General features: G+C 68.9%; 23 protein-coding genes. 11 read left to right on the top strand and 12 right to left on the bottom strand.

Going from position 1 to position 18,471, the window contains the following annotated elements; all coding sequences use genetic code 11:
* Nucleotides 1-72 precede the first annotated feature (72 nt).
* The 5 genes from FXF65_RS34740 to FXF65_RS34760 are packed head-to-tail and all read left to right on the top strand — an operon-like array spanning nt 73 to nt 3,891.
* Nucleotides 73-1,833: a sensor histidine kinase gene (locus tag FXF65_RS34740; RefSeq protein WP_148354307.1), complete on the top strand. Its 1,761-nt coding sequence runs from the start codon at nt 73-75 to the stop codon at nt 1,831-1,833.
* A 31-nt stretch (nt 1,834-1,864) separates the two neighbouring features.
* A complete protein-coding gene (locus FXF65_RS34745; RefSeq protein ID WP_222868887.1) occupies nt 1,865-2,299 on the top strand; it encodes a roadblock/LC7 domain-containing protein in 435 nt (144 codons plus the stop codon).
* Nucleotides 2,296-2,658, top strand: coding sequence for a DUF742 domain-containing protein (locus FXF65_RS34750; RefSeq protein WP_067888749.1), 363 nt, complete (start codon nt 2,296-2,298; stop codon nt 2,656-2,658). Before FXF65_RS34745 ends, FXF65_RS34750 begins: the two co-directional genes overlap by 4 nt.
* Complete coding sequence (locus tag FXF65_RS34755; RefSeq protein ID WP_148354309.1) at nt 2,639-3,313, top strand: GTP-binding protein; 675 nt, start codon at nt 2,639-2,641, stop codon at nt 3,311-3,313. Before FXF65_RS34750 ends, FXF65_RS34755 begins: the two co-directional genes overlap by 20 nt.
* Complete coding sequence (locus FXF65_RS34760) at nt 3,310-3,891, top strand: GAF domain-containing protein (protein ID WP_246199307.1); 582 nt, start codon at nt 3,310-3,312, stop codon at nt 3,889-3,891. Before FXF65_RS34755 ends, FXF65_RS34760 begins: the two co-directional genes overlap by 4 nt.
* On the opposite strand, the gene FXF65_RS34765 is transcribed toward FXF65_RS34760, so the two are convergent.
* The 4 genes from FXF65_RS34765 to FXF65_RS34775 form a co-directional block, all read right to left on the bottom strand.
* The gene (locus FXF65_RS34765) at nt 3,888-5,399 is read right to left on the bottom strand and encodes an acyl-CoA dehydrogenase family protein (protein ID WP_148354310.1); all 1,512 of its coding nucleotides are present in this window, start codon (nt 5,397-5,399) and stop codon (nt 3,888-3,890) included. The two genes, FXF65_RS34760 and FXF65_RS34765, sit on opposite strands and share 4 nt — an antisense overlap.
* 213 nt (nt 5,400-5,612) lie before the next feature.
* The gene (locus FXF65_RS44125; protein ID WP_187412662.1) at nt 5,613-5,759 is read right to left on the bottom strand and encodes a hypothetical protein; all 147 of its coding nucleotides are present in this window, start codon (nt 5,757-5,759) and stop codon (nt 5,613-5,615) included.
* Nucleotides 5,760-6,313: 554 nt separating this feature from the next.
* Nucleotides 6,314-6,826 carry a hypothetical protein gene (locus FXF65_RS34770; protein WP_148354311.1) on the bottom strand — a complete coding sequence of 171 codons (513 nt, stop codon included), beginning with the start codon at nt 6,824-6,826 and terminating at the stop codon, nt 6,314-6,316.
* A 104-nt stretch (nt 6,827-6,930) separates the two neighbouring features.
* Nucleotides 6,931-7,284, bottom strand: a complete 354-nt coding sequence (locus tag FXF65_RS34775) for a cupin domain-containing protein (protein WP_148354312.1) — start codon at nt 7,282-7,284, stop codon at nt 6,931-6,933.
* Nucleotides 7,285-7,451: 167 nt separating this feature from the next.
* Here FXF65_RS34775 and FXF65_RS34780 point away from each other — a divergent pair, with 167 nt between their 5' ends.
* The 3 genes from FXF65_RS34780 (at nt 7,452) to FXF65_RS34790 (ending at nt 9,664) form a co-directional block, all read left to right on the top strand.
* Nucleotides 7,452-8,099, top strand: a complete 648-nt coding sequence (locus tag FXF65_RS34780; protein ID WP_148354313.1) for an MOSC domain-containing protein — start codon at nt 7,452-7,454, stop codon at nt 8,097-8,099.
* 156 nt (nt 8,100-8,255) lie between these two features.
* Nucleotides 8,256-8,870: a hypothetical protein gene (locus tag FXF65_RS34785; RefSeq protein ID WP_148354314.1), complete on the top strand. Its 615-nt coding sequence runs from the start codon at nt 8,256-8,258 to the stop codon at nt 8,868-8,870.
* Nucleotides 8,871-9,058: 188 nt separating this feature from the next.
* Nucleotides 9,059-9,664, top strand: a complete 606-nt coding sequence (locus FXF65_RS34790) for a hypothetical protein (protein WP_148354315.1) — start codon at nt 9,059-9,061, stop codon at nt 9,662-9,664.
* Nucleotides 9,665-9,759: 95 nt separating this feature from the next.
* Here FXF65_RS34790 and FXF65_RS34795 read toward each other — a convergent pair whose 3' ends face one another.
* Entirely contained in the window at nt 9,760-10,227 is a 468-nt protein-coding gene (locus FXF65_RS34795) for a BP74-related protein (RefSeq protein ID WP_246199308.1), read from the bottom strand.
* A gap of 243 nt (nt 10,228-10,470) precedes the next feature.
* On the opposite strand from FXF65_RS34795, the gene FXF65_RS34800 reads away from it, so the two are divergent.
* Complete coding sequence (locus FXF65_RS34800) at nt 10,471-11,316, top strand: SCO6745 family protein (RefSeq protein WP_148354316.1); 846 nt, start codon at nt 10,471-10,473, stop codon at nt 11,314-11,316.
* 370 nt (nt 11,317-11,686) lie between these two features.
* Here FXF65_RS34800 and FXF65_RS34805 read toward each other — a convergent pair whose 3' ends face one another.
* The 6 genes from FXF65_RS34805 to FXF65_RS34830 all read right to left on the bottom strand — a co-directional run bounded on the left by FXF65_RS34805 (nt 11,687) and on the right by FXF65_RS34830 (nt 15,765).
* Complete coding sequence (locus FXF65_RS34805) at nt 11,687-12,823, bottom strand: methyltransferase domain-containing protein (protein WP_187412663.1); 1,137 nt, start codon at nt 12,821-12,823, stop codon at nt 11,687-11,689.
* On the bottom strand, nt 12,820-13,767 hold the full coding sequence (locus FXF65_RS34810) for an MvdC/MvdD family ATP grasp protein (protein ID WP_148354318.1): 948 nt from the start codon (nt 13,765-13,767) through the stop codon (nt 12,820-12,822). Before FXF65_RS34810 ends, FXF65_RS34805 begins: the two co-directional genes overlap by 4 nt.
* A 14-nt stretch (nt 13,768-13,781) precedes the next feature.
* Complete coding sequence (locus FXF65_RS34815; RefSeq protein ID WP_148354319.1) at nt 13,782-14,039, bottom strand: hypothetical protein; 258 nt, start codon at nt 14,037-14,039, stop codon at nt 13,782-13,784.
* Between the two features lie 477 nt (nt 14,040-14,516).
* Entirely contained in the window at nt 14,517-14,720 is a 204-nt protein-coding gene (locus FXF65_RS34820) for a DUF397 domain-containing protein (RefSeq protein WP_148354320.1), read from the bottom strand.
* 2 nt (nt 14,721-14,722) lie between these two features.
* A complete protein-coding gene (locus FXF65_RS34825; protein WP_148354321.1) occupies nt 14,723-14,935 on the bottom strand; it encodes a DUF397 domain-containing protein in 213 nt (70 codons plus the stop codon).
* Entirely contained in the window at nt 14,932-15,765 is an 834-nt protein-coding gene (locus FXF65_RS34830) for a helix-turn-helix domain-containing protein (protein ID WP_187412664.1), read from the bottom strand. The genes FXF65_RS34825 and FXF65_RS34830 overlap by 4 nt, the downstream gene beginning before the upstream one ends.
* A 122-nt stretch (nt 15,766-15,887) precedes the next feature.
* Here FXF65_RS34830 and FXF65_RS34835 point away from each other — a divergent pair, with 122 nt between their 5' ends.
* Nucleotides 15,888-16,118 carry a hypothetical protein gene (locus FXF65_RS34835; RefSeq protein WP_148354323.1) on the top strand — a complete coding sequence of 77 codons (231 nt, stop codon included), beginning with the start codon at nt 15,888-15,890 and terminating at the stop codon, nt 16,116-16,118.
* A 96-nt stretch (nt 16,119-16,214) separates the two neighbouring features.
* Nucleotides 16,215-16,499: a hypothetical protein gene (locus FXF65_RS34840; protein WP_148354324.1), complete on the top strand. Its 285-nt coding sequence runs from the start codon at nt 16,215-16,217 to the stop codon at nt 16,497-16,499.
* 48 nt (nt 16,500-16,547) lie between these two features.
* On the opposite strand, the gene FXF65_RS34845 is transcribed toward FXF65_RS34840, so the two are convergent.
* Complete coding sequence (locus FXF65_RS34845) at nt 16,548-18,395, bottom strand: Xaa-Pro dipeptidyl-peptidase (RefSeq protein ID WP_148354325.1); 1,848 nt, start codon at nt 18,393-18,395, stop codon at nt 16,548-16,550.
* Between the last annotated feature and the right edge of the window lie 76 nt (nt 18,396-18,471).

Consider the following 18,471-nt stretch of genomic DNA (forward strand, 5'->3'; position numbering starts at 1 on the left):
GATACGGACTGTACCTGCCGCGTATGCATTCCTCAGCAAATGTGCCCGTCGTCGATCGCACCGAGGACGCCGATGCCTGACTTTTCCGAAACTGCTGCCGGTGCCGAGCGCCGGGACGTCCGGCGACACGGCGGGACCCCGTCCCGCGGAACGCACCGCGAGGGCGGCGGGGCACGCCGTGAGAGCAGCGTGCGCGGCCTCCTAGTGTGCATCTCCGTCCTCCCGGCGGCCGCCGTCGCGGTGCTCGGGCTCGTCGCGGTCGCCGTCCTCTACACGGCCGACACCGGCACGGTCAGCCGCACGACGCAGCTCGTGCTGATCGCCGCCGCGGCGGGCATCGTGATCGCCCTCGGCGCCGCCGCGTACTCGGCGGACGTCGCGACCCGCCGCGTGCACCGGCAGCACGCGCTGCTGTCCGTCCGCGAGCGCGAGGACGTGCAGCGGCGGCTCGGCGAGCTGTGGCTGCTGATCGCCCGCGGCAGGCACGGGCTGCGCGAGCTGGCCGAGCGGGTCAGGTCCGGCGAGGCGGTCGCGCCGCACATCGACGACACGCCCGCCGTCGACACCGGCGACCCCTTCCTGCGGCTGGCGCACGAACTGCGCAAGGCGCAGGGCGAGGCGTGGAACGCCGTCCTCGACACGGCGGGCAACGTGTCCGGGGCGCACGCCGACCAGCGCGTCGACGTGTTCGTCAACCTCGCCCGCCGGATGCAGTCGCTCGCCCACCGCACCATCAAGGGCCTCGACGAGCTGGAGAACCAGGTGGAAGACCCCGACCTCCTCAAGGGGCTGTTCAAGGTCGACCACCTCAGCACCCGCATGCGCCGCCAGGCCGAGAGCCTCGCGGTGATCGGCGGCGCCGCGTCCCGCCGCCAGTGGAGCCGGCCGGTCACCGTCTACGAGGTGCTGCGCTCCGCGATCGCCGAGGTCGAGCACTACAACCGCGTCAAGGTCGTGCCGCCGGTCGAGGGGACGCTGCACGGCGGCGCCGTCGCCGACATCGTCCACCTGCTCGCCGAGCTGATCGAGAACGCCACCCGGTTCGCGCCGCCGCAGACGCAGGTGCTGATCCGCGTCGGGCCGGTCGCCGCCGGCCTCGCCGTCGAGGTCGAGGACCGCGGCCTCGGCATCCCCCCCGAGGAGCGGCACCGCCTGAACGAGCTGCTCGCCGACTCCGCCGACGTCGACTCCAGCGAGCTGCTCCAGGAGGGCCGCATCGGTCTCCTCGTCGTCTCCGCGCTGGCCCGGCGGCACGGCGTCCGCGTCCAGTTGCAGGGCAACCTCTACGGCGGGACGCAGGCCGTCGTCGTCGTGCCGAACGAGCTGGTCGGCGCCGAGGCGGACGAGACCGAGCGGCGGGCGCCCGCCACGGCCGGGGCCGTCCCCGCCGCCGCGGGCGCGCCGCTGTCCGCGCCGCCGCCGCCGACCGCGTCCCTCGCCGGTTCCCTGCTGGACGTCGACGACACGGGCCGCGAGCGCAACGGCGCGGCGGCGGCGCGGCCCGTCCAGGGCAGGCGCGGCGGCCCCCTCGCGACCGAGCCGCCGCGGCCGGAGCGGCCCGCACCGCCCGCGCGGCCGGAGCGGCTCGGCAGGCCGGACCGTCCCGCCGCCGGAGCGGGCGCGGCCCCGCAGGCGCCGACCGGCGCGCGTCCCGAGCTGCCGCGCCGCCAGGCGCAGGCGAGCCTCGCCCCAGAGCTGCACGAACCACCCGCGCCACAGCAGGACGATCAGGAGATCGAGCACAACCCCGGGCTGATGGCCGCCTTCAAGCGAGGTGTCCGCGGCGCCCAGGAGAGCGACGGCGCCGATGACGACGCCGGCACGACGGGTTGACGGAACACCACAAGCGATGAAGGAGCGTCCATTGAGTGCTGTCTCCCCGAACCAGTCCCAGGATCTTGCTTGGCTGTTGCGGGGGCTAGGCGAGGAGGTTCCGGTCATCCGGGGCAGTGTGCTGCTGTCCTCGGACGGCATGCTCAAGGCGTCGGACGGCTTCGACCGCGCCACCGCGGAGCAGTTCGCGGCGCTCGCGTCCGGGCTGTTCTCCATCGCGCGCAGCGCGGGCACCAAGTTCGACGGCAGCAACGACGTCCGCCAGGTGGTCGCGGAGCTGAAGGAGAGCCAGCTTTTCATCGCGTGGGCGGGGTTCAACTCGGTGCTGGCGGTGCTCGCGCGGTCGGACGCCGACCCCGCCGTCGTCGGCTTCGAGATGGCCCGGTTGATCAAGTCCGTGCGGCCCTTCCTGGACACCGCGGCCCGCCCGGCCGCCGCGACCGGCCGGGCCGACCGGTCGCTATGACCACCGGCGACGAGCTCTGGCTCGACGACGACGCCGGACGGCTGGTGCGCCCGTACGCGGTGATCGCGGGACGCACCCGGCCGGCCGTCCGGCTCGACCTGCTCTCCTTAGTCGTGGCGACCGGGCCGCGTCCCGCCGGCCTCGACCTCGAGCACGAGAAGGCGCTCGACCTCTGCCGCGCTCCCACCTCCGTCGCCGAGGTCTCGGCGTACCTGGGGCTTCCCGTGGCGGTCACGAAGGTGCTCCTCGCCGACCTGGTCAGCTGCCGGGCGATGACCAGCCAAGCGCCGCGGCCCGCGGCGGAACTCACCGACCGAGACCTATTGGAGAAGCTGCTCGATGGCCTACAACGAGCCTGAGGTGTTCCCCACTCAGGTCAAGATCCTGATCGCCGGCGGCTTCGGCGTGGGGAAGACGACGTTCGTCGGCGCGGCCAGCGAGATCGAGCCGCTCAGCACCGAGGAGCTCATCACGACGGCGAGCGTCGGCATCGACGACCTCGGCGGCGTCGAGCAGAAGTCCACCACCACCGTCGCGCTCGACTTCGGCCGGATCACGATCAGCCTGCACGGGATCGTCCTCTACCTGTTCGGGACGCCGGGCCAGGAGCGGTTCTGGTTCCTGTGGGACGAGCTGTCCGCGGGCGCGCTCGGCGCCGTGGTGCTGGCCGACACGCGCCGCCTTGAGGCGTGCTTCGAGGCCGTCGACTTCTTCGAGAGCCGCGGGCTGCGCTTCCTCGTCGCGGTGAACGAGTTCGACGGCGCGTTCCGCTACGAGCCCGACGAGGTCCGGGCCGCGCTCGAACTCGACCAGCGGGTGCCGATCGTGCTGTGCGACGCGCGCGACCGCCGGTCCGCCATCTCCGTGCTCCAGTCGCTGATCCGGCACCTGCTGAGCGCCGTCCCGTCCGAAGCCGCCGTCCCGTCCGAAGCCGCCGACCCCCCTGAACCCGCCGCCGTCGATCCCGCCGCCGCCGACACCGCCGTCCCCGCCGCACAGGGAGATGCCCCGTGATCCACGACCCGCTGTTCGAGCCGCCCGGCCACCTGCTCACCCCCGACGACCACGAAGTCCCGCAGCGGGTGACGCGGCTGCGCGAGCTCGGCCTCGGGCAGGCGCCCGACCCCGAGTTCGACGCCTTCGCCCGCGAGCTGGCCGAGGCCGCGCGGCGGCTCGCCGACACCGACAACGCCCCGTTCGCGATGGTCAACTTCGTCACCGACCGGCAGTTCCTCGCCGGGCTGTACGCCCCGCCCGCGCCCGGCTCCGACCCGGGCGGCGCCGTCCAGCTCGGCCGCGAGGTGCCGCTCGACCACGGCTACTGCCCGCACGTGGTGGTTCGGCGCAAGGCCCTCGTCCTGGACGACGTGTGCGACTACCCGAGGTTCGCCGGGAACCCGGTCGTCGACAAGCTCGGCATCCGCACCTACGTCGGCGCCCCCCTCATCGACCACACGGGCACCACGCTCGGGACGATCTGCATCGTCGACAGCGAGCCCCGCCCGTGGGGCCACCCCGGGCTGCACCTGATCAAGGAAAAGGCGGCGGATCTCGTCCAGATGATCCGCCGCCGCGAGGAACTGCTTCCCTAGCGCCGCGCCGCCTCCGGGGGCAGCGGGATGGAACGTGAGAACGGCGGGTCGTCCGGGGACGCGGGGACGCCGTCCTTGGCGTCGAGCACGCCCGCGGCGAGCAGGCCGAACTCCGTCTCGACGCCGCTGATGTCCGCCTTGAGGAACTCCATCGCCGCGCGGGCCCGGTCGACGTCGGCCCCCGTCTCCGCGGCCCACCGCATGACCTGGCTGATCGCGAACGCGTAGGCGATCGCGCGACCGGCGAGGACGAGGTGCTCCTGCCTCAGCTCGCGGTCGAGGAAGCGCAGGTCGAGGCGGTGCGCGGCGACGGCGGGCGCGGTCAGCGCCCAGTTCGCCAGGTACTCGCTCAGCGGACGGCCGGGCGTCCGGGCGAGGCAGTACTCGGCGAGCTGCTGGCTGAGCAGGTCGTTCGTGCCGTCGAAGATCGTGTAGACGCGGGCGTCGAGGAACGCCTGCGCGGAGATGTTCGTGGGCGACTCGCAGCGGTACCCCTCGCCGCCGACGAGCTGCTGGTAGTGCTCCGCGGCGCTGAGCATCCGCTCGGTGGCGACGGTCTTGATCGCCTGGACGGCCGGGAACGCGCCGATCATGTCGCTCTTCATGTCCAGCGCGGTCTGGAGGTAGTGGTTCAGCGCCTGGCAGACGGCGTAGGACGTGTCGATCGCCGTCAGCCGGTACCGGGCGAAGCGGATCGCCGACAGCGGGCCCGGCCCGACCCGGCGGCGGTCGGCGTAGGCGTGCGCCTCGCGGCTGATGCGGCGCAGGAACCCGCAGCCCATCGCCGCCATCATCGCCCGCGACGCCATGAGCATCTCGACCATGGGGCGCAGGTTGCGGCCGTCCGCGCGGATCCGCCGGTGCTCGGGGACGACCGCGTCGATCTCGTTCAGCCCGTAGTCGATGACCTTGAGGCCGAGCGGCTCGTACGGCTGGAGGGTGCGGAACCCCTCGCTGCGCTTGACGATGAAGTACCCGTACTCGCGTTCGCCGTCCTGATCGCTCTTCGCGCTGACCAGCCACCAGTGGGCGCTGCTGCTGAACGCCTGCCAGTGCTTGCGGCCGCGGATGCGGTAGCCGCCGTCGACCTCCTCGAACGTGGTGGTCATGGCCGACATGGCGGAGCCGCAGCCGGGTTCGGTCGAGGCGAATCCGGCGATCATGGGGTCGCTGCCGGCGTACTGGGGCAGCACCTCCCGTTTGGCCTCGGCGCCCGCCCAGAGGGCGATGGGCCGCAACGCCACACCCGTGATGACCGTGACGTACATGCCGAGCGGAAGGTTCCATTCGGACAAAGTCTCTACAACCCGACACATTTCTTGATGGCTATCTCGGCCGCCGTACTCCCTCGGCAGCGTCGGAAGCAGCACGCCGGCTCGCGTGAGGAGCGTCCAGTCGTCGGCGGGGAGGTTCTCCTGGGGGTAGGTCGCGGTGTCGAACCTTGGGGCGATCGCTGCGATGCCGGCGAGGAACTCGCTGCTCGACATCGACTGAAGGACGTTCGTCATGGGTGTCCGCTCTCACGGGTCGGCGGGTCGTGCGGGGGAAGTCGTCGGACTCCGGCGATCTATGAGCGTGTCCGTTTCGCTACAGACAACCGACCATGCGAACCTCCTTCCCATTTGAGACTCTCACGTCATCGTTAACCGGCTCATCACCACGTGCAAGACAGGTTTTGCTCACCGTAACCGGATTCGGCCAATCCCCTGGCGGTCCTTGTGCTAGCGGCACCGACAGCCGAGGGTGTCACCCGCGCACATGAGCGCGCGGCCGGGCGCGGCGGGCGTCCGGGCGGACGCGCGGGCGGGCGCGAGGGGCGCGGGCCGCGCCGCGGACGCCTCTCCGGGCAGCTCAGCCGCATCGGCCACGTGAGACTCTCCTTCATCAGGACAAAGTTGATCGTAAACCGTTTGCGTTGTCCAGTTCCGCCATTCGCCGAAAGCCCGCCGCAGCGGGATTGGGAACGCCCTGACCTTCGGATTCGTTGGACCAACGGAGCGCACAGCGCATGTCAACTGACAAATGACGCGCAGTTTTCGCCGTGGATCGGTCCCAACGGGTCCGCGAGTCGTGCTATAGAGCCGATCCGAGATGATCAGCCGAAGATCAACGCCGGAATCGGCGAATGCGAGCTTGAAGGCGGCGGAATCGAGTACCGGAACAGGGCTCCGGGGCCGCTCGCCCGGGGGCCCGGCAGGGGTGGACGGCGCGCTGCCGCGCATGGGCGAGCCCGTCCTCCAGCGAAACGTGGTCCACCGGCTCGGCCCGCTGGCGGATTCGGCACGGTGGTAGCGCTCGCGGGCCTCATTTGGCGGCACCCAGGGGCCATTGCTTACGGTCGGCTCCACGTAAGTCGTGGACCGTTTCGGCCGCCCCAAACGGGCCGACGATTTCACGGCCCCGCGGGCGGGCGCATTCGACCTTACTTCTCAGGGCTAAGGTTCCAGGTGGACGGCAGTTCGGCGCCGCAGACCGCGCAGAAGAAGTGCCCCTCCTTGACCAGGTTGCGTTCCCCGCACTCGGGGCAGCGGCGGAAGATGATCGAGTCGGTGAATTGGCCCGGATGGGGCAGGCCCGCCCGGTCGAGCGCCTCGCCGACAGCGGGCCACGAGGCCGGGTCGGGGCAATAGCCCGTCGACTGGTTGCTGATCTCGTCCACCCGCGGGCGCCCGTCGCCCAGAACGAAGCTGATCTCCCCAGCGCTCAGCACCGGTCGGCCGCCGGCGCAGGCGACATGCTCACTACGCCGGGGCGCGAGCCGCAGCACCCCGTCCAACCCGACGACGAACGTGAACGGCTCCGCGAGCTCGTCCTCGCCCCGCGCGGCCACCCAGACGGCGAAGTCGCCACCCGAAGCAATCCGCACCCCCTCACTCCCGGCCCGCACCGCAGCGAGGATCTCGGAGGGCCCCACGTACTCGTATTCAGCGGGCATTCGTGGGGCTCTTTTCCGGCGGAGTTTCGCCCGGGTCAGGTTAGCGATCGCCCGTCCCGTCCCGTCTGATTGGGACGGGGCGGGCGTCGGGCGGGTCAGGCTTGCTAGGCCTTCGCGTAGTCGCCGATGTTGCCTGCGAAGTCGAACATCACGCACGGTTCGTCGCCGACGACCCAGGCGTCGTGGCCCGGTGGGAGGACGAACACGTCTCCGGGACCGACTTCGCCTTCCGAGCCGTCCCGCATGCGGACGCGCATCCGTCCCTCGACGACATAGCCGTTGTGGTGGACTTCGCAGAGCTCCGTTCCGGCGATGTCCTTCACCGATTCCGTCCAGCGCCAGCCGGGCTCGAACGTGGCGCGTCCGAAGACCAGACCCGACATGTTGAGGACTTCGAGGTGCCCCCGTGGGAAGTCGCGGCGCTCGTCCGGCTTCTCGATGCTCTTGATTTCAGTCATGATGGTCCCCCTTTCACCATCGTTTCCACGCTCGCACCGGCTCTGACCTGCGTCAAGGAGTCGGGACGGGCGTTCGCCCGAGGCGGGTCAAGAATCGGCATTTCGTGCCGCCGAGCCCGGCGGATATTCGGTCGCGGCGGGGCCGTGCGGCTCCGTATCGTCGCCCTGTGAAGCTCCTTTCGGTCAACGTCGGCAGGCCGCGCACCAACCACTGGCAGGCCCCCGCCCTGACGGGCATCGACAAGCGTCCGGTCGACGGCCCGGTCATGGTCGCCGCCCCGGCCTCGGAGGACACGGGCGAGGTGGGCCTGGCCGGGGACCGCGTATACGACACGCGCAACCACGGCGGCCCCGACCAGGCCGTCTACGCCTACGCGCGGGAGGATCTCGACGTGTGGGCGGGCGAGTTGGGCCGCCCGCTGGCGAACGGCGTCTTCGGCGAGAACCTCACCACGTCCGGGGTCGACGTGAACGGCGCGCTGATCGGCGAGCGGTGGCGGCTCGGTTCGCAGGTCGTCCTTGAGGTGAGCCTGCCGCGCATTCCCTGCGCCACCTTCCAGGGCTGGCTGGACGAGAAGGGTTGGATCAAGAGGTTCACGGCTGAGGCGCGTCCCGGCGCGTACCTGCGGGTGATCGAGCCCGGCGAGATCCGCGCCGCCGACCCGGTCGAGATCGTCCACCGCCCCGGCCACGACGTGACGGTGGCCGTCGCGTTCCGCGCCCTCACCAACGAGCCCGAACTGCTCCCGCGCCTGCTGGTCGCCGAGGCCCTACCCGAATACGCGAAAGACGTCGTCCGCCGCCGCACCAACTAAAAGCAACAACTGGCATGGACCGAGTCTTGTAATCACCCTTTTAGGGTCTCGGTGATTGGCCGTTGGGGCCCTAGGACCCTGGTTGCGCTAAAGCGCGAATTCATAGCCTTCGGAGTGCTCAATAGCGAACACAGAACATTCCGAAAGGTGCGGCGAATGAGAAAGAACCTGGCGACGATCGCGGTGCTCGGTGTCACGGGCGCCGCCGCGGTGGCCGGAGGAACGGTCGTCCTCGCGCAGGGCGGCGACCAGCCTGCCGCGCGGAACGTCGCGGCGGTGGCCGGGACGGAGAACACGAAGGTCCGCAAGAACTCGCCCTGCGCGGCGGGCAGGTACTCCAAGTACAAGAAGCTCGTCCGGACCGAGAAGGCGTGGCCGAACAAGCCGGGATGGCGGGTGTCGGGCTGGGGTCCGCACACCCAATTGCAACTCAGCAAGGGCATCGAGGTCAGCAACAGCGTCAACGGGACATTCGGCGTGTCGAACGAGACGGTCAGCGCCACGGTCGGGTTCGACGTGACGAAGACGACATCGACCACGATCTCCTACACTGCGGAACTGAAGAAGAAGGCCCATTACACCCTTCGCGCGGGGACCGTCCACAAGGTGTACGTGTTCAACGTCTACGAGAAGCACGGCAAGCTGGTCGGGCACAAGCCCGGCACCGCCTACTGCCAATGGGACGGAAAGCCGGGCACCTACGTCGGCACCGGAACCGCCAAACAGTTCTGGACGCTCGACTACAGGCTGACCAAGGGCCGCAAAGCCTGAAAGCGCACTCGCCGCCCGCTCCCGAAGCCGTGCACTCCGGGGGCGGGCCTTCATTTTTCCTGCTCCCGGGCCTTGAGGTCCCCGGGAGCAGCCGTTGGGCCCTAGGGCCCTAGAAGCGGGAGGAGTCGAATTCGTAGCGTTCCAATTGCTCGATCAAGGAACCAGCGAATTCGATGGGGTGCAGCAGGATGATGAAGCAATTCGCCGCGATCGCGGCGGTCGGCGCCACCGCGGCGGTCGTCGGAGGAACGATCCTCGTCGCACAGGGCGACGACCAGCCGGCCGCGAAGAACGCGTCGACCGTGGCGGGGACGGCTTCGCAGGCGAAGGCCCGAGGAGAGGGCTCACCCTGCACAATCAAGAAGTGGTCCCAATACAAGAAGTTCGTCAACACCACGCAGGAGTGGCCGAACAACTCCGACTACCGGGTCTCCGGCTATGGCCCCAACCAGCAGCTCAACATCACCGTGACCGCGGAGCGTGCCACCACCATCCAGGGGTCGTTCGGCATCTCGCCGTCGATCATCATGGCCACGATCGGCGGCGAGGTCACGATGAGCCACTCGGTCACCAAGAGCTTCACCGCGAACTTGCCGAAGAAGGCCCACTACTCCCTTCGCGTGGGTCGCTTCTACAAGAACTACATCTTCAACGCCTACGAGAAGCGCGGCACGATCCACTGGCCCAACCACAAGGTGTACACGTGCAAGTGGGATGGCAAGGAGCGCCACTTCCTCGGCACCGGAAAGGTCAGGTGGTTCTGGACGCTCGACTCCAAGCTGGTCAAGGTCTGAGCCAGAACCGGACCGCCGCCCCCGAACCGACCGCCGCCCCCTAGGCGATTCGCTTCGGGGGCGGCCCCTTCTCATCGGCGCGAAGTCGCGCTAAGTCACGGTGCGGGGACTTCTCGGATCAGGCGGGACGTCCAGGGGCACCAGACCAGGCCGGGCAGGAAGGCGCCACCAGCCTCGTCGAGGTGTTCTTCGACATAGGGAATGGTCGCGTCGCAGACCTCGATGGCGGCGTCGAAGAAATCGACCGTGTCAGGGTTGTAGTGGTAGCTCCAGCGCGGGTTGTAGGGAGCCTGGCGCTTGAGGATCCTGCCGATGACGTGGGGCCTGTCAGTGGTCTCGCCGTTGACCAGGTCGCGGGCGTGCTGGATCTTGGCCGGGTCGGTGAGCTTGAGGACGGCCTCCTCCCGGGTGGTGTCGGTGAAGACGAAGTACGCCGCCTCGGCTGCGCGGGCGGGCGGCGCGACGCCCACGGTCAGCGGCAGGACCATGGCGACGACCGCGGCCGCGGCGAGCGCCCGCACGCGCCGCTTCGCCGTCCGCAACGGGGCAGAGAACTGGAACAAGGTCCCTCCAGGGGAGTCGACGGACCGGCTTGATCCGGCCCGCCCGACGCATACCCATCGTGCGTGATCCACTACTCTTCGCGTCCAGATCCGGCATTCTCACCCCTGGAGCCACGCATCGTGGATACGTTGCAACGTTGAGTAATCATCTGGCCGCTCGCCGAGATGGACGAGAAGCCGGGATTGCTCCGGGTTGTCCGGACGCTTAGCGTTCGAGGGATGCCTACCGGGAGGTGTTTCAGGGTGGACGTGTCCGTCGCACGGGATTTCTGGATGGTCCTCGAACCGATTCACGCCGTCACGTACTTCTCGCCGGAATGCCTGGACGGCACGAAAGAGATCGGTCTCAAAGGATTCTGGATGGGCTATTTCGGGAGCCGTGGCGCGCCGCTCGGCCCCGTTCCCGCCGGTGTGGTCGAGGCTTCGTTCTTCGGTTTCCACCCGTCGCGCGTCCGGCGCGCGATCCCCGACGCATGGAGTTTCGCGTCCCCGGCCGACATCCTCCGAACGCGCAGCGCCAACGCGGCGAAAGCACTCCGCCGAGTGGCCCCGGAGATCGAAGCCGTCGCCCCCGAAGCCATACCACCCCTCCGCACCGTGGCGGACGCGGCCGACAGCGCCGGACGCGTCCTGTTCGCGGCCAACCGCGACCTGGCCCTCCCCGAAGACCCGGTCGAGGCCCTCTGGCAATTGGCGACCACCCTGCGCGAACACCGAGGCGACGGCCACGTGGCGGCGTTGACGTCGGCGGGCCTGAACGGCTTGGAGGCCAACGTCCTGGCGTCCGCGATGGGCGTCGTCCCAACGGACAGGGTGCGAGACAGCCGAGGCTGGTCAAACGAGAACTGGACAGAAGGAGCCGCCGCACTGGAGACCCGCGGCCTCCTAGACGAGAACGGCGTCACGGACAAAGGCCGCACCCTGCGCACCGAAATAGAACGCCGAACAGACGCCCTGGCCGCCCCGCCCTACCTGGCCTTGGACGCCCCCGAAACCGTCCGCGAGCTTCTGAGACCGTTTGCCCGCGCACTAGCCGAAGCAGGCGAAATCCCCTTCCCCAACCCCATCGGCGTCCCCCGTCCCGAATAGGGATTTGGAGAGGGGGGTACCGTATGTGACCGCGAAAGCGGGCTCATGATGGTCCGTGGCTAGCTTCGGGTGCACCCTGCTTCGGTCAGTTGCTCGTCCCTCCGAGATCTCTGGCACCTTGCCGACATCCCCCGTCGTTTGGCCGTGTCTGTGTCTCCGCCGGTTGCTGCTCTACCGGATGTCCCGCCGCCGTTGTCCGGTCGGTGTTCCGGTTCGGTTATGCGGAGTCGAGCCGCTCGGAGACGGGTTGTCCTTCCCCCGGTCTGACACGTGCTTGCGGCGACGTAGGACGACCACCAGGCCCCGTGCCGGTGATCTGATGGCCGTCTGGACGAGCGGAGTGAAAGGGGCTGTGTGCTTCCCTGAGTGGTCAGGACTGACCGGGGGCGGGCCAGCTCTCGCCTTCGGGGGTCTGGAACCACAGGCGCTGTTGGCCGAGGCCGATCGTGAGGCCGAATGCTTCGACGCCGGGACGGTTATGGGCGGTCCACCAAGCGTGGGCGTCTTCGACGTGCCGCCAGATGTCGGACGGGCCACCGTGTTCAATCTTGGCGGGGGTGTCGTCTGAGACGCTGGCCCACGAACCGTCGGGGGTGGTGAGGAGGCTTGTGGTGGCGCTGGGGAAAGCATTGAGGCCGGGGAGTCGCTGCCAGATCAGGAGGGCCAGGCCCGGGGTGCGGAGGGCGCCGCGGCCGATGTCGCTGGCACGGGTGTGGGTGGTGCTGGTGTCGATGGGGACGCCTTCGGGGATGCCGGGTCGGGCGACGTCGCGGCGGGCGGACATGAATCCCCATGTGCAGGTGATCAGGGGGCCGGTTGCGGTGCCGTCGTCGGCCACGGTGAGGCGTGCCAGCGCCCCGGCCCAGGTCATGCCGCGTGGACGGACGTCGGCCAGGATGACGCCGCCCGGGCGGGTCTGTTCCACCCACGCGTACGGGATGCGTTCGGTGGCCACGGTGGCTATGAGCCGGTCGTAGGGGGCACGGGCAGGGCATCCTTGGGCGCCGTCTCCCACTATGAGGGTGGGGTGGTATCCGGCGTCGGCCAGCCGGCTCTGGGCGGCGTTGATCAGCTCGGGGTCGATGTCCACGCTGACGACCTGGGACGAGCCGAGCCGATCGGACAGCAACGCGGCGTTGTAGCCGGTGCCGGTGCCGATCTCCAGAACGGTCATGGCGTCGGCCACGTCCAGGATGTGCAGCATCCGGAGCATTAGGCTCGGGCGGGTGCTGGAACTGGTGGACCACAGTGTGCCGGGCTGGTCAGGGTGTTCCTTGCGTTGGGTGACGAGGGTGTCGTTGGAGTAGACGAGCCCGAGCCAGTGGGGGGTGGTGGCGTCCAACAGTTCGGGCGGGTCGTCGTCGGAGTAGAAGGCGGGGACGAAGACGTGCCGGGGGACGTGGGCGACGGTCCGGCGCCATGCGGGGTCGGTGATCTCGCCTTGGTCGCTGAGCTGGTCGGCCAGGGCTTGGGCGTTGGGTCGCCAGGCGTCGGGTGGGACGGTCATGCTGCTGCTCCCAGGAGGGTCGCGGCGATGGCGTCGGAGATGGGCGTCCCGGTGCGTTCTTGCAGCCAGGCCCATTGGGCGCCGGGGCCGCATTCCAGGAACCACCATGCCCCGTCCTCGGTCACCGCGAAGTCGAACACGCCCAACGCCAGATCAAGCGCCGACAGGTAGGCGTGACAGGCATCGGCCACGTCGGCGGGGACGGCGGTGACGGTGTATGTGAGGGCGTTATAGGCGGTGCGGAAGTCCTGGCGTCCGTGTGGGTCGTCGGTGCGGATAGCGACCGCGTGTGTGTGGCCGCTGGCGGTGGCGACCAGGCGGACGTCATGGCTTTTTCGGATATTGGCCTGGAACAGATGCAGGGTGGTGGCCACCCGTGCGTCGATCGCATCGGGGGCCACGGGTGTGGTGTAGATCAGCTTCACCTGGTCGGCCTCGCTGATCAGCTTGTGCATGGTGGCTTTGTAGACGACGCCCTCACAGGTGCGGGCGAACGTCTCGGCGTCGCCGGGGCTGTTGGTGAGCAGGCTCGCCGGGAGGGTGAGGCCACAGCGGGCGGCGGTTGCCATCTGGAGCGGCCGGTACTCGGCGTCGGCCAGCCGCGCCGGGTGCGACACCCAACGGGCGGGCAGCGACATGAACACCCCACCGAATCCGAACCGGGCCTCCACGGTGGCGAACCGCCGTTCCGGCTCGCTCAACGTGTCGGGGAACCGGAACGGCTGGGGCTGCCGGTAGTACACCGCCGTGACGTCTTCCAGCGGGATGACCCCGTCCGGAGTGGTGAGACGTCCTCGCCAGCCGTCGCGGGCAAGGCGAAAACTGGCGATGGACGCCGACGGGAACGAGGCGGTGTCGTAACGCATCACGCGGGCGCCGCGTTGGGCGAGCGCATCGCGGACGTAGGCGGCTTCCCCGTCGTCGTGTTCGGCGAGCAGGAGCACTAGCGGTGCCGACATCAGTCGGTCACCGTTTGCGTGTAGTCGTCCTTCTTGGTCTGGCTGTCGTCGGTGTATTCGGTTGGAACCTTCTCCGTCCGGGTGCTGGTGGGCTTGTCGTGCTTGCCCATGGCCCGGACCGGGGCGGGAACGACGGCTTGGTCCATTCCCCACGGGCGGGCGTCGGGGGTCGGCTGCTGGGGGCTGACGGGCACAACGTGTCCCGGGAGGCCGAGCGGGAAGCGGTCACGAGGCTGCACCAGCGGGTTCTCGTTCATCGTGGACGGTCCTTCCAGAGAGACGGAGAGGAGTGACCCCCCGAGACGGTCTTCCCCTCCCTACCGGCCCGGGTCACGTTCTGGTGAGGGGATGAAGGCCGCCGGGCGGGTGGCCGGTTGCGGCGAGCAACCCGTCTCCCAGTTCAAGCGCCGTCGGTGCCCGGAGGGCGATGTCTGGGCAGTGGACGACGAGTCATAGCCCCCTTGGTGAGGGGCACATGCCTCGCCAGTGGGGAATTCGTGGCGGAGGCGTCGCAGTGATGCGGCGGTGGTGTCCCACGTTCCGGCGGTGCTGCGTCGCGCCGCCGCCACGGTCGCGGCGGTCCACGTCGTCATTCACAGGGACGGGCGGCCTGGTGGACCGACCCTCGGTCACACAAGCCAGTCACCCGAAAGGACCTGCTCGCGGCTATACACCTCGTAGCCGGGTGGGACCCGACCAGCGTCCACCACCGACACTGAATCCGACACCACTACCTAGACGTTCGGGTCGAACTCGCTCGACTTCAGGCGGCGCGTGAACGCACGCCACGACGCAAGGTCGAACGCCAGCTTGGGGCCGGCCGGATCCTTAGAGTCACGCACTGCGACCATCGACGCCAGGTTCGCGACCTCAATGCACTCGCCACCGTGCTGGTCGCTGCGGCTGCTCTTACGCCATTGGACGTCCGACGCGGGCATGGCTAGCACTCCAGGTCGAATTGGCTCGACTTCACGCGGAGCATGAACGCGTGCCAGGCAGTGAAGTCGAACGCGAGCCTGGACCCCTCGGGGTCCTTGGAATCACGCACCACAACCGCAGACGTGAGGTCTGCGACCTCTACGCAGTCACCGCCTTGGCCGCTGCTGTGGCTGCTCTTACGCCACCGGAGGTCCAGTAGATCCGGGGTGCTCACGTGTAGTCCTCCAGAATCTTCCTGATCATCCTGAGAGACTCCTCGTTACGAAGGGACTCTCCCATCACCAGGTCGAAGCGTACTCTGTATTCGGCAATCGTGGTTCCTTCCTCTATCACCTGGCTTATTTCAGGGCCTTCGTGGTAGGCGAGGTCCTCACCGCCGGGCAGGGTCAAGACCTTGAATGCGCCATCGAGTGCCGCATAAGTCACCGACGAGAACGGAAGTACTCGGATTTCCACTCGGGGATTTGATATGGCCGTGTCGACGAGGCGCGACAACTGTTCTGCCATCACGGGCGGGCCACCGACGCTTCGGCGTAAGACGGCCTCGTCGAGGACGAACCACATGCGGGGCGCGTTGTCTCGGGCGAGGAGCTCCTGTCGTTCCATGCGCGCGCAGACACGCTCGTCGAGTGCGTCGAGAGGCAGGCCGGAGCTCAAGACCGCGCGAGCGTAGGCAGGCGTCTGGAGGATTCCCGGGATTACCTGGGCTTCGTAGGAGCGCATGGCGACGGCCTGTGCCTCGAAGTCGGTGTATCGCTCGAAGCCGGGTGGGGCGGCGAGGTGTTTGCCCTCTCGCTTAATCTCGCGCCACATCCGCCAGAACATCCGCTTCGGCGTCTTGAAGTACACGTCGAGGTCGTCCGCCGTGGCCTCTGACGGCGGCTTCTGAGCGGTTTCCAGCTTTTCGATCCACCCTGGCCTGCAGCCGAGGGCGTCCGAGAGTTCTCGACGTGAGAGGCCCGCATCCTCGCGGAAGCCGCGGAGGACCGCGCCGAAGGTTCGGAGTAGCGGATCGCGCGTGTAATTGCCCTCGTCACTCGTCATGGGGGGTGTTCCTGCCGCCTCGGGGTGCGTTCTGGGGTGCGTTGGTCCCATAGCTGAGCGTAGTCGAGCGTGTGAGGGTGGTCACACGGATTCGAGCAGGTGAGCGACCAGAGGTTTTCGAGATGGATGCGCAGGCGCGGCGGGACGAGTGGGAGCTAGGGCGGCTTCGGGACGACTTTGGTGGGTGGCGGATCTGGCGGGCCGTCAGGCGGGACGGCGGGCTCGGTGAATGGGTCGCCAGCCTCCATGACCCCAAGGTCGGGGTCGAGCCGACGGTGATGCTTCCCAGCGCGCCCCTGCTTCGGAAGGCGCTGATCCGGCAGGCCGAGAAGGCGCGGGTCAGGAACGGGTGAACGCGGCGGCGCCAATGCCGCCTAACGAACGCGGCGCGGCCGGTGGCCCTCCCCCCGGTTCACCGGCCGCGTCGTCCCACACGGAGAGGTGAGGTCATGGAGTGGCAGAACGTGCTGCCGGTGCGGAGTGACCGGCAGACGCACCTGGGCGAATTGCGCGCGGCCATCGAGGCGCACCCGGAACTCGCGTGCGGCGTCGTGGAGCGGCGCGGGGTCTCGTGGATCAGTGTCGTCCGGGTGGGTGCGCCGCAGCGGCTCGTGGAGGTCGGGTGCGACTTCCTCAGGGCGGAGTGGTGGTTCACGTGGTCGGACGGGCGGACGATCGGGTCCGTGCGTGACGTGGACGGTGTGGTCGCTGTGCTCGTCCGGGAGTTGGCGTAACGACGAACAGGCCCCGCCGCGTGGACACGCGGCGGGGCCTGTTCATTGCTAGTGAAGAGGCAGGGTCAGGGAGCTGTTGTGGAGGTCGACCTTGACCTTGGTGCCCGCCGGGTAGCGCAGCGTGTACGCGTGGTCGGTGGCGAGGACCATCAGGCCGATGCGGTGTCCGGGCTTGAACACGTAGTCGTACGGCTGCATCGTCCAGGAGAAGGTGTAGTCCTTACCCGCCTTCACCGGGGTGCTGCGCCAGATGGACGTGCGGTTGCGGACGTCCAGCCAGCCACGGGTCACAATCTTGAACGGTGTAACCGCCGTCGTGTACTTGCGGACGGCGCGGCATCCTTCGTTACCGGGGATCGAGTCGCCGTAGCACCACCTGTCGGACGTGGAGACGAAGCCCGAGACGCGCTCGTCCGTGCCGTAGTCGACGAGCACCGCCGACAGGTACGGGGAGCGGCCGTCGACGGAGGCGCGGAGCTTGATGCTGGCGGTGCCGCTCAGCTTCGTCGCCTTGGTCAGCGCGGGCGTGAGGTAGATCAGCCGGTTGGGGTCGGCCTCGTCCGGCTTGGCGGCGAGGTCCTCGGCCTTGCGGGACGGGTCGTCCACGAGCTGCTGCGTGCCTTTCCCGCGCGCGCCGAGGCCCTTGTCGTTCAGGCCCAGGGAGACGGGACGCGCGGACGGGTCGGGCCATTCCTTGTGCGTCTCCCAATTGCCGGGAGTGCGCTCGAGGTCGACGCGCGGCTGCCGCATGACGTCGTTGCGGACGTTGTACAGCTCGTGCGCGAACCAGAGGTTGAGGGTTTCGAGCCAGGCGCTCTGGCGAATGTCCAGCGGGTCGTCGTGCGCGCCCTGGTGAATCCACAGTTTCCGGTTGACTCCGGCCTTCTTGAGGCCGTCCCAGAGCTGGGACATCTGGATCGGCTTGACGTTCCAGTCGGCGAGGCCGCTCGTCAGGAACACGCTGGCGCGGAACTTCGGCGCGCTCTTGGCGAAGTTCCGCGCGTCCCAGGTGCGGTTGTAGTCGCCGGTGACCCGGTCCATCTTCTTTTCGAGGTCGTGCATGACGGGCGCGCAGACGGCCGGGTCCTTGCGGCTGAGGACGGCCTTCGCGTGCAGGTCCAGGTCCTCGCCCTCCCATCCGTCGGGGGCGACCACTCCGCCGTTGGCGCGGTATTCGTCGTACCAGTTGGAGACGCCGGAGACGGACACGACGGTCTTGAGGGCCTGGACGCGGGTCGCGGCGGCGGCGAGCGGAAGCGTCCCGTCATAGGACTTGCCCGCCATTGCAACGTTCCCGGTCGACCAGCCCGCGCGGACCTTCTTGCCGTTCTCGTCGTAGGCGGTGCCCTTGCCCGCGAGCCATTCGATGACGGACTTCATCCCCTGCGCCTCGTTCGGGCCGACGGCGGTGGGGCAGCCGTCGGAGTCGCCCGTGCCGAGCGTGTCGGCGGCGACGAAGGCGTAACCGCGGGAGACGAAGTAATTGTCGTAGTACGGGAACGAGTAGCTCACCGGGCCGGGCGGGCCGGGCGGCGGCGTCCATTTCGCGAGGCGCGGATAGTCGGTGACGTCGGCCGGGTGGTAGGGCGGGTCCTGGAGGCCCCCGTAGTACGGGCTGCCCTCGATGATGGAGGCGACCTTCAGTCCGCCGTTCGTCTCCTTGGGACGAGTGACGTAAATGGACACGCGGTCGCGTTTCCCGTCCCCGTCGCTGTCCACCGCGGTCTCGACGAACACCTTTTCGCGGACGGCGTCCTTGAAGGAGAAGACGGGTTGCGTCTTGCCGTCCTTGACGACGATGTGAGGACGCGCCGTTTCGGCGTTGGCGGGCAGTGCGCCCGCCACGAGGCCGGTCAGGCCCGCCAGTGCCGCGACGGGCAGGAGTTTGTGTCTCAACGTCCGCTCCCCTGATCACTGAAAGAAACCTGATCAGCCTTCCGGCGGCGAACGGGGACGGTCAACGGTAATTGTT

It is taken from the genome of Actinomadura syzygii (assembly GCF_008085905.1).
GTDB lineage: Bacteria > Actinomycetota > Actinomycetes > Streptosporangiales > Streptosporangiaceae > Spirillospora > Spirillospora syzygii.

Coding starts and splice junctions, on each gene's coding strand:
- FXF65_RS34820 (WP_148354320.1), bottom strand. CDS start 14,720: ATGCCCGCGTCGGACGTCCAATGGCGTAAGAGCAGCCGCAGCGACCAG.
- FXF65_RS34765 (WP_148354310.1), bottom strand. CDS start 5,399: ATGACGAACGTCCTTCAGTCGATGTCGAGCAGCGAGTTCCTCGCCGGC.
- FXF65_RS34775 (WP_148354312.1), bottom strand. CDS start 7,284: ATGACTGAAATCAAGAGCATCGAGAAGCCGGACGAGCGCCGCGACTTC.
- FXF65_RS34815 (WP_148354319.1), bottom strand. CDS start 14,039: ATGAACGAGAACCCGCTGGTGCAGCCTCGTGACCGCTTCCCGCTCGGC.
- FXF65_RS34740 (WP_148354307.1), top strand. CDS start 73: ATGCCTGACTTTTCCGAAACTGCTGCCGGTGCCGAGCGCCGGGACGTC.
- FXF65_RS34835 (WP_148354323.1), top strand. CDS start 15,888: ATGGATGCGCAGGCGCGGCGGGACGAGTGGGAGCTAGGGCGGCTTCGG.
- FXF65_RS34840 (WP_148354324.1), top strand. CDS start 16,215: ATGGAGTGGCAGAACGTGCTGCCGGTGCGGAGTGACCGGCAGACGCAC.
- FXF65_RS34785 (WP_148354314.1), top strand. CDS start 8,256: ATGAGAAAGAACCTGGCGACGATCGCGGTGCTCGGTGTCACGGGCGCC.
- FXF65_RS34805 (WP_187412663.1), bottom strand. CDS start 12,823: ATGACCGTCCCACCCGACGCCTGGCGACCCAACGCCCAAGCCCTGGCC.
- FXF65_RS34755 (WP_148354309.1), top strand. CDS start 2,639: ATGGCCTACAACGAGCCTGAGGTGTTCCCCACTCAGGTCAAGATCCTG.
- FXF65_RS34830 (WP_187412664.1), bottom strand. CDS start 15,765: ATGACGAGTGACGAGGGCAATTACACGCGCGATCCGCTACTCCGAACC.
- FXF65_RS34750 (WP_067888749.1), top strand. CDS start 2,296: ATGACCACCGGCGACGAGCTCTGGCTCGACGACGACGCCGGACGGCTG.
- FXF65_RS34770 (WP_148354311.1), bottom strand. CDS start 6,826: ATGCCCGCTGAATACGAGTACGTGGGGCCCTCCGAGATCCTCGCTGCG.
- FXF65_RS34790 (WP_148354315.1), top strand. CDS start 9,059: ATGATGAAGCAATTCGCCGCGATCGCGGCGGTCGGCGCCACCGCGGCG.